The sequence below is a fragment of the Isoptericola sp. NPDC058082 genome (assembly GCF_042885055.1).
Taxonomy (GTDB): domain Bacteria; phylum Actinomycetota; class Actinomycetes; order Actinomycetales; family Cellulomonadaceae; genus Isoptericola.
Map to the genome: position 1 here is coordinate 1 of NZ_JBHVSQ010000035.1, position 5,335 is coordinate 5,335.

Here is a 5,335-nt window from a genome sequence, read left to right on the forward strand (position 1 = left end):
GGTGCCCGCGAGCCCGCCGCAGGCCGCCGCGCCCCAGGCGCCGGCCGCCCAGCCGGCCACGGCGCCGCAGCCCCCTGCCGCACGTCCGGCCGACGGGGCTGCCACGCAGGCGGCCGCGGCACCCGCGCCGCCCGCGGGCGCCCCGACGGTGACGAAGATCGTCGTGGCCGGTGGCTTCGCCGTCGGCAAGACGACGTTCATCGGCTCCATCTCGGACGTCGAGCCGCTCAACACCGAGGCCGCGATGACCGAGCACTCGGTGGGTGTCGACGACGCGGGCGGGGTCTCCGACCGCAAGACGAGCACCACCGTGGCCATGGACTTCGGCCGGGTGAACCTGCCGGGCAACCTGTGGCTGTACCTGTTCGGCACCCCGGGGCAGGACCGCTTCCTGTTCATGTGGGACGACCTCATCCGCGGCGCGATCGGTGCCGTCGTGCTGGTCGACACGGACCGCCTGGAGCAGTGCTTCCCGGCGATCGACTACTTCGAGTCGCGGGGCGTGCCGTTCGTCGTGGGCGTCAACTGCTTCGACGGTGTGGCCAAGCACCGGCTCGAGGACGTCCGCGAGGCGCTGCAGATCCCGGCGCACGTGCCGATGCTCTACACGGACGCGCGGTCGCGCGCGGCGACCAAGCAGACGCTCATCGCCCTCGTGCAGCTCGCGATGCGTCAGCTGCGCTCGGGCGGCGGCGCGGCCTGAGAGCTGCTCGCCCGTCGCTCCCGCGGCCCCGGAACGCCTCGGCGACCGGGGCCGCGGGCGTATGCCGGCCGGTACACTGCTGTGCCGGACGAGCGCCCGTGCGGCCGTCCCGGGAGGGCTGACAGAGCGGCCTAATGTGACGGTCTTGAAAACCGTTGTGCAGCAATGCACCGGGGGTTCGAATCCCTCGCCCTCCGCCCGACGACGCCCCGACGGTCACACCGTCGGGGCGTCGTGCTGTCGGTGCCGGATCAGGGGTGCCGCGTCAGGCGTGCCGGATCTCGACGAGCGGCAGCCGCAGCGCCCCGGGCGCGGCCCCGGGCACGACAGGCCGCAGGGGCGCCGTCGGCGGCACGACGGCGTACCTCGCGCCGGGAGCGGGCCGGGCATCGGCCTCGTCGCGGTTGGGCCACAGCGCGCAGGCCCGTTCGGCCTGCGCGGTGATGGTCAGCGACGGGTTGACGCCCAGGTTCGCGGTGACGGCGGACCCGTCGAGCACGTGGAGGCCCGGGTGGCCGTGCACGCGGTGGTAGGGATCGATCACGCCCGCCTCCGGCGTCTCGCCGATGGTGCACCCGCCGAGGATGTGCGCGGTCATCGGCACGTCGAACGGGTCGCCCGCGCTGCCTCCGGCGAGACCGCCCATCCGGTCGGCCATCGCACGCACGGCGTCGTGCGCCACGGGGATCCACGTCGGGTTCGGGGCGCCGGTGCCCTGCCGGGAGGTGAGGCGCCGCCCCAGCGGCCCGCGGCGCGTGAACGTGGTGAGCGAGTTGTCGCGGCTCTGCATGACGAGGGCGATGACCGTGCGCTGCGACCAGCCGCGCAGGTCGTACAGCGCGGGCAGGTGCCGGCGCTGCCGCCACAGCTCGCCGAGCCAGCGTCGCCAGCGCGGCCCCTCGCCGGGCCCGACGCCGTCGACGAGCACCGTCTGCAGCAGTCCCATCGCGTTGGACCCGCGGCCGTACCGGACGGGCTCGACGTGCGTCTGCGGGTCCGGGTAGAAGGACGACGTGATGGCGACGCCCTCGGAGTAGTCGGGCTCGCCGACCTGCCCGCGGCGGGCGGGCCGCATGGCGCCGAGCAGCGCCTCGGAGTTGGTCCGGGTGAGGTGACCGAGCCGGTCGGACAGGCGCGGCAGGTCCCCGCTGTCCCGCATCGCGTGCAGGAGGCGCTGCGTGCCGAGCGTGCCGGCGGCGAGCACGACCTGCCGGGCACGGTAGGTGCGGCGGCCCGCCCAGCGGCGACCCGTCCGGTGGGTGCGGATCTCGTACCCGCCGCCGGGCCGCGGCACGACCGCGGTGGCCGTGGTCAGCGGGTGCACCCGCGCGCCGGCGCTCTCGGCGAGGTGCAGGTAGTTCTTCACGAGCGTGTTCTTCGCGTTGTGCCGGCAGCCGGTCATGCACTCGCCGCAGTGCAGGCACGGGTTGCGGTCGGGCCCGGCGCCCCCGAAGAAGGGGTCGGGGACCGCGGGGCCGCGGGCGCCGCGCGGCCGGTCGTCGCCGTCCGGGCCGAGGTACACGCCCACCCGCACCTTGCGGAAGGTGTGTCCCACCCCGAGGTCGTCGGCGACGTCGCGCATCAGCTCGTCGGCGGGGGTGGTGCGGCGGTAGTCGACGACGCCGAGCATCCGCTCCGCCTGGTCGTAGTACGGCCCGAGCTCGGCCTTCCAGTCGGTGACGTGCGCCCAGGCGGGGTCGGTCCAGAAGGCGTCCAGCGGCCGGTACAGGGTGTTCGCGTAGACGAGCGAGCCGCCGCCGACGCCGGCGCCGGCGAGGACCAGCACGTCCCGCAGGCGGTGGATCCGCTGGATGCCGAAGCAGCCGAGAGCCGGCGCCCACAGGAAGCGCCGCAGGTCCCAGGAGGTGCGCGGCAGCTCGTCGTCGGCGAACCGGCGCCCGGCCTCGAGCACGCCCACGCGATAGCCCTTCTCGGTCAGGCGCAGGGCGGCGACGCTGCCGCCGAACCCGGAACCGATCACCAGCACGTCGTAGTCGTCCGGTGCGTCGCCGGGCGGCGGGGAGGGGGTGGTGGGGTGGTGCGGGCCGTCGTCCGTGCCCTGGTGGGCGCGCTGCGGGTGGTCCTGGTCGTCGTCGTCCAGCATGCGGCAGACCGTAGCGCGGTCGGGGGTGTGGTGGGGACGACGCCGCGCGGCTTTGCCCCCGGGCAGCGTCGCCGGTTAGTCTGGGCGCCGCGGTGTTGCTGTGTTGCCGCGAGGAGACGTCGCATAGTCTGGTCTAGTGCGCCACCCTGCTAAGGTGGTAACGGGGCAACCCGTTCGCGGGTTCAAATCCCGCCGTCTCCGCCAGGAAGGCTCCGGCTGCTGAACGCCCGGGGCCTTTTCTGTTGCCCCGGCAGGAGCCCTGCCGGTGTCGTGCATCACGATGCGGCACCTCGGTTTGGGGAACCGGCTCGAGGGCTGTAATGTTCTCGTCGGTCGGTGCGAGAGCGCCGGCCAAGGACTGCGCCCGTAGCTCAACGGATAGAGCATCTGACTACGGATCAGAAGGTTGGGGGTTCGAATCCCTCCGGGCGCACCGAAAGGCACAACGGCTCGATCCTCACCAGGGATCGGGCCGTTGGTCGTTTCGGAGCCATCGAGGTGGCAACGGGGTGGCACCGCAGCGAGGTCAGCGCCGACCGCGTCCCGACCTGGCCCCGGTCCGTCGTGCATGCGGCGGTCGGCGCGTCCAGCGCCAGACGCTGCACCACACGACCGAGAGGGTGATCGATCGCATGAGCGATCAGACCTGGCAGACGATCGCGATCGTCGCGTACCTGGTGGCGATGCTGGGCATCGGCTACGCCGCGTACCGCCGCACGGACGACCTGGACGACTACATGCTCGGGGGGCGCAAGCTCCGGCCGGGCGTGGCGGCACTGAGCGCCGGCGCCTCCGACATGTCGGGCTGGCTGCTGATGGGACTGCCGGGGGCGATCTACGCCACCGGTCTCGTCGAGGCGTGGATCGCGATCGGCCTCACCGTCGGCGCCTGGCTCAACTGGAAGTTCGTGGCGCCCCGCCTGCGGGCCTACACGGAGGTCGCGAGCAATTCGATCACGATCCCCAGCTTCTTCGACAACCGCCTCCATGACCCCGCGCACCTGCTGCGCATCGCGGCCGGCCTCATCGTGCTGGTGTTCTTCACGTTCTACGTGTCGTCCGGCATGGTGGCCGGCGGCACCTTCTTCGAGAGCTCGTTCGGCCTCGACTACCTCACCGGGCTCCTGGTCGTGGGAGGGGTGACGCTGGCCTACACGCTGTTCGGCGGGTTCCTCGGTGCCACGTGGACCGACGTCGCGCAGGGGCTGCTGATGCTCGCGGCCCTCGTGGCCGTGCCGGTCATCGCGATCGTGGACCTCGGCGGCTGGGGCGCGGTGACCGAGGGCATCCGTGCTGCCGACGCCGCCACCGGTACCCACCACCTGTCCTTCTTCGCCGGCGCCTCGGCCACCGGGGTGATCTCCGCGCTCGCGTGGGGCCTGGGGTACTTCGGGCAGCCGCACATCATCGTGCGCTTCATGGCGATCCGCAGCCCGCAGGACGCGAAGGCCGGTCGCCGGATCGGGATCGGGTGGATGTTCCTCACCGCGCTCGGGGCCGTGCTGACCGGACTGGTCGGCGTCGCCTACGCGACCGTCAACGGTCTCGCGGTGGACAACCCCGAGACGATCTTCCTGGTGCTGGCGCAGCTCCTCTTCCACCCGCTGATCGCGGGGCTGGTGCTCGCGGCCGTGCTGGCGGCGATCATGTCGACGATCTCGTCGCAGCTCATCGTCTCCTCGTCGGCGCTCGTCGAGGACCTCGTCAAGATGACCGGGCTCCGCCTGAGCACGCGCACCGAGGTGATGCTGGGACGGGCGGGCGTGCTCGTCGTCGCCGTGGTCGCCGGCCTCATCGCCCTGGACCGCACGTCGTCGATCCTCGACCTCGTCGGGTTCGCCTGGGCGGGCTTCGGCTCCGCGTTCGGACCCGTCGTGATCCTCAGCCTGTACTGGCGCCGCCTCACGCGATGGGGCGCCCTGTCCGGGATGCTCGCGGGCGCGGTCGTGGCTTTCGCCTGGGGAAGGTCGTCCCTCGCGGACTCCCTCTACGAGATCATCCCGGGCTTCGCGCTCGGCCTGCTCGTGGCCGTGGTGGTCAGCCTCCTGACGCCGCGGCCGGACGGCACGGTGCTCGACGAGTTCGACTCGGCGCGCCGGCTGGCGCGCGGTGACCGGCCTGAGCCGGAGACCGTGACCGCCTGATCGGGGCCCCACGCGGCACCGGTCGGGCGCCCGTGGCCGGACGTGGCGCGCGCCACGTCCGGCCACGTTGCACGGAGCGGCCCGCCCGGGTAATGTTCTGCGACGTCAGCCCGACGGGCCGACGGACACCGAGGAGACAGCCGAGAGGCTGGGTACCGGTGGCCGGGCCGGGACTGAAAACCCACACCTTCAACGGTCGGGATGCCTCGCGCATTCTTCCCGGTGGGATCGGATCGTCTTTTCGACCTCCCTTCGATCTTCGGATCAGGGATTTGGAAGAAGGAAAACGGTCTGGTAAGTTTGAGGGGTTGCCCCGGCGGGGTCGGAACGGTTGGTTCTGGTTCTGCGGTGTGCGTCGGTTGTTTGAGAACTCAACAGTGTGTT

General features: G+C 72.3%; 3 protein-coding genes and 3 tRNA genes. 5 read left to right on the forward strand and 1 reads right to left on the reverse strand.

All coding sequences use genetic code 11. The features are described from left to right. Positions 1-148: 148 nt before the first annotated feature. The gene (locus ACFVS0_RS21715) at positions 149-703 is read left to right on the forward strand and encodes a GTP-binding protein (RefSeq protein ID WP_429731380.1); all 555 of its coding nucleotides are present in this window, start codon (positions 149-151) and stop codon (positions 701-703) included. 112 nt (positions 704-815) lie between these two features. Further along, positions 816-900: transfer RNA gene (locus tag ACFVS0_RS21720), tRNA-Ser, on the forward strand. A 68-nt stretch (positions 901-968) separates the two neighbouring features. On the opposite strand, the gene ACFVS0_RS21725 is transcribed toward ACFVS0_RS21720, so the two are convergent. Further along, entirely contained in the window at positions 969-2,807 is a 1,839-nt protein-coding gene (locus tag ACFVS0_RS21725; RefSeq protein WP_430589108.1) for a GMC family oxidoreductase N-terminal domain-containing protein, read from the reverse strand. A 112-nt stretch (positions 2,808-2,919) separates the two neighbouring features. Between ACFVS0_RS21725 and ACFVS0_RS21730 the strand changes: the two genes are divergently transcribed. The 3 genes from ACFVS0_RS21730 (at position 2,920) to putP (ending at position 4,951) form a co-directional block, all read left to right on the forward strand. Continuing rightward, a tRNA-Ser gene (locus ACFVS0_RS21730) sits at positions 2,920-3,011 on the forward strand. Positions 3,012-3,167: 156 nt separating this feature from the next. Next, positions 3,168-3,240, forward strand: a tRNA-Arg gene (locus ACFVS0_RS21735). Positions 3,241-3,439: 199 nt separating this feature from the next. Next, positions 3,440-4,951: a sodium/proline symporter PutP gene (gene putP, locus ACFVS0_RS21740; protein ID WP_430552306.1), complete on the forward strand. Its 1,512-nt coding sequence runs from the start codon at positions 3,440-3,442 to the stop codon at positions 4,949-4,951. The last annotated feature ends 384 nt before the right edge of the window (positions 4,952-5,335 follow it).

Excerpts from the sequence above, each read along its gene's own strand:
- putP (WP_430552306.1), top strand. The coding sequence starts at position 3,440 with ATGAGCGATCAGACCTGGCAGACGATCGCGATCGTCGCGTACCTGGTG.
- ACFVS0_RS21725 (WP_430589108.1), bottom strand. The coding sequence starts at position 2,807 with ATGCTGGACGACGACGACCAGGACCACCCGCAGCGCGCCCACCAGGGC.